The sequence below is a fragment of the Flavobacteriales bacterium genome (assembly GCA_013214975.1).
Taxonomy (GTDB): Bacteria; Bacteroidota; Bacteroidia; order DT-38; family DT-38; genus DT-38.
Genome location: JABSPR010000238.1, coordinates 1 through 3031, shown reverse-complemented (window position 1 = coordinate 3031; position 3031 = coordinate 1). Strand labels below are relative to the sequence as shown.

General features: G+C 35.3%; 4 protein-coding genes. All 4 read left to right on the top strand.

Translation table 11 applies throughout. The annotated features are described in order from the left end of the window. Positions 1–441, top strand: a 441-nt coding sequence (locus tag HRT72_07935; protein ID NQY67637.1) for an asparagine synthetase B, incomplete at its 5' end; no start/stop codon positions are given. Continuing rightward, on the top strand, positions 434–1579 hold the full coding sequence (locus tag HRT72_07930) for a glycosyltransferase family 4 protein (GenBank protein NQY67636.1): 1146 nt from the start codon (positions 434–436) through the stop codon (positions 1577–1579). The genes HRT72_07935 and HRT72_07930, both read left to right, overlap by 8 nt. A 9-nt stretch (positions 1580–1588) precedes the next feature. Further along, entirely contained in the window at positions 1589–2146 is a 558-nt protein-coding gene (gene wcaF, locus HRT72_07925; GenBank protein ID NQY67635.1) for a colanic acid biosynthesis acetyltransferase WcaF, read from the top strand. Continuing rightward, a complete protein-coding gene (locus HRT72_07920) occupies positions 2143–2898 on the top strand; it encodes a glycosyltransferase (protein ID NQY67634.1) in 756 nt (251 codons plus the stop codon). The genes wcaF and HRT72_07920 overlap by 4 nt, the downstream gene beginning before the upstream one ends. The last annotated feature ends 133 nt before the right edge of the window (positions 2899–3031 follow it).

Sequence of the window (3031 nt, the reverse complement as noted above, 5' to 3'; positions counted from 1 at the left end):
TATGTTGATATTTCAACCACATTAGTCGATGAAATGCTTGTGAAAATTGATAGAATGACAATGTCACATTCCATCGAAGGAAGGGTTCCTTTCTTAGACCATGAATTAGTAGAGTATGTTCTTAATGTACCTGATCGGTTTAAAGAGCCTCTTACTCCCAAAAAGCTTTTAACAGATTCTGTAGGCTCATTGATTCCTAGCGAAATAATTGATCGTCCTAAAATGGGGTTTACTTTTCCATGGAGCGAATGGCTTCGGGCCGATTTGAAAATTTATTGCGAAGAGAGGTTGTCGTTTTTGAAATCGAGCGAATACTTTAGAGCGGAAGAAATAGATAAACTTTGGAAGGATTTTTTAAATAATGATCCACATGTAACTTGGGCAAGGATATGGATATTAGTTGTTCTTGGGAATTGGATGCGAAATAATCAAATTGAGTAAACCGAAAATACTTGTATTTATAGATTGGTTTGTTCCTGGTTATAAGGCAGGAGGACCAATTAAATCGTGCTATAGCTTGATACAGCATCTTAAATCGGAATTCGACTTTTATGTCATAACCCGTGATACAGATTATACTGAAGTAAAGGCATACGAGAGTATTGAATCCGACAAGTGGGTGGAGTTAGAAGACGGAGTTAGTGTTCTTTACTTTTCTAATAAAAAGTTGAGTTACTCGAATCTCAAACGAGAGGTTGAACTTTTGGATTTTGATATTGCTTATATCAACGGAATTTATTCTCGCTATTTTTCGATATTCCCTTTGTTAATTTTAAAAAAAATGCAGGTTGAAAAGGTAGTCGCTTCCAGAGGAATGCTTGCTGTAGGGGCAATTAGCGTATCTCCCTTTAAAAAGAAATTGTTTTTGGGAGTTGCTAGAATGGTTGATCTCTATTCTAATGTGGTTTTTCATGCAACAAACGAAAATGAAACTCGTGATATTGAAAACGCAGTAGGTGCTTCTTGCAAGGTGATTGTTGCCCCTAACTTAAGTAGTACTGTTAATGATTTCGAGAAAAAGCAAAAAAGAAAAGAAGAGGGTTTGTTGAAATTGGTTAGCGTTGCTCGTATCTCTCCAGAGAAAAACCTTTCTTATTGTTTTGATATCCTTACAAAAGTTAAAGGGCGTGTCTTATTCCATATTTATGGTCCAATATATATTGAAGAGTATTGGGGGGCTTGTCAGGAGAAAATCAAAAACCTGCCAGGGAATATAGAGGTTGAATATAAAGGAATAGCAGAGAGTCAGGAGGTTTTGAATGTGATTTCCGGGTATGATATATTGTTTATGCCAACGTTAGGTGAAAATTTTGGTCATGTAATACTGGAATCGTTTCTTGCTGGTTGTCCAGTTCTTATTTCGGATAAAACTCTCTGGGAGCAATTAGAAAAAGAAAAGACGGGCTATAGCATTTCCTTGGAAGATAAGAAATCGTTTAGCAATGCGATAGAGGCTTTTATTGAAATGTCAGATAAAGATTATCAGGAGTGGTCAAAGGCTTCTATGGAAAAAGGAATATTATACCTTAATAACCAGGAGAATATAGAGATGAATAGACAGTTGTTCTTAAAAACTTAGATTTGTTGAATGGATAATACAAAAGTAAATTTATCGAAATATGACAATTCAACCTATAACCCCGGGGCTGGTATCGTAACTAGAACTGCGTGGTTTTTTATAAATGCCATTTTCTTTATTAATCCGCTTCAGTTTTCTTCCTCTGTAAAGGTGATCTTGTTGGGCCTATTTGGGGCTACGATAGGAAAGAATGTTGTTTTAAAGCCTGGTGTGAATATTAAATACCCCTGGAATTTGAGGTTAGGGGATAATGTTTGGATTGGTGAATCTGTATGGATAGATTCTTTGGCAAAAGTAGAAATTGAAAACAATGTTTGTATTTCTCAAGGTGCATTAATATTAAGTGGTAATCATAACTACAAGAAAAAAGATTTCTCTCTAATAGTTGAGGAGATTAGAATAAAAGAAGGGGCGTGGATAGGAGCTAAGTCTGTTGTTTGTACAGGTGTTACCTGTGGAAGTCATTCTATATTAACCGTAGGGTCTGTTACAAGTAAAAACCTTGAGCCATATGGCATTTATCAAGGGAATCCAGCAAAAAAAACCAGAGACCGAATAATAGAATGAAAGTTTCAATAATAACAATATGCTATAATAATGGCGATTCTATCAAGCAGACAATAGATTCTGTTGTAAATCAAGACTATGCTGAAATAGAATATATAATTATAGATGGGGCCTCAACGGATAACTCTATGGATGTTGTACGGTCTTTTGGCAATAAGATAGCCAAAGTAATAAGCGAACCGGATAAGGGTATTTATGATGCCATGAATAAAGGTGTTTTTAGCGCTACCGGCGAAGTTATTGGATTGGGTAATGCCGAGGATATGCTAAATTCTCGAGATTGTATCTCTGAAATCGTTACTAAGTTTAAGGAAACCGATGCGGATATCGTTTATGGAGATTTAGTAGTGGTAAAACCTGAGAATCAAGAAAAGATAATTAGATATTGGAGAACAGGGGAGTTTAATAGGGAGGCCTTTAAAGATGGATGGATGACACCTCATATGGCTACATATATAAAGAAAGAAATATACGAAGTTTATGGTGGGTTTAGTTTAAACTTTAAAATTTCGGCCGATTATGAGCTGATGTTGAGGTTTATGTATAAGCATAATACTAAATGTGTATATCTGCCAAAAGTAATTGTAAAGATGTTGGCGGGCGGCGTAAGTAATAATTCGTTAATGAACTACTGGGTTTCGAATTATGAGGTATATAAAAGTTGGAAAATTAATAACCTTGCTATTTCTCCTTTGATAATAATTAGAAAACCGCTTAGTAAAGTATTCCAGTTTTTGAGATTGCCTAGCTGAAATTGTTAGTTATTCTAGAATTTAGCTCTGACTTTTCGTTTTTTCCCTTTCCCTGCACTGAATACAGAGCTGTATTTAGATTTGTAGAAGTTGCTCTTACCTCTCATTACATAACTGTAGTTAATTGCAAGCG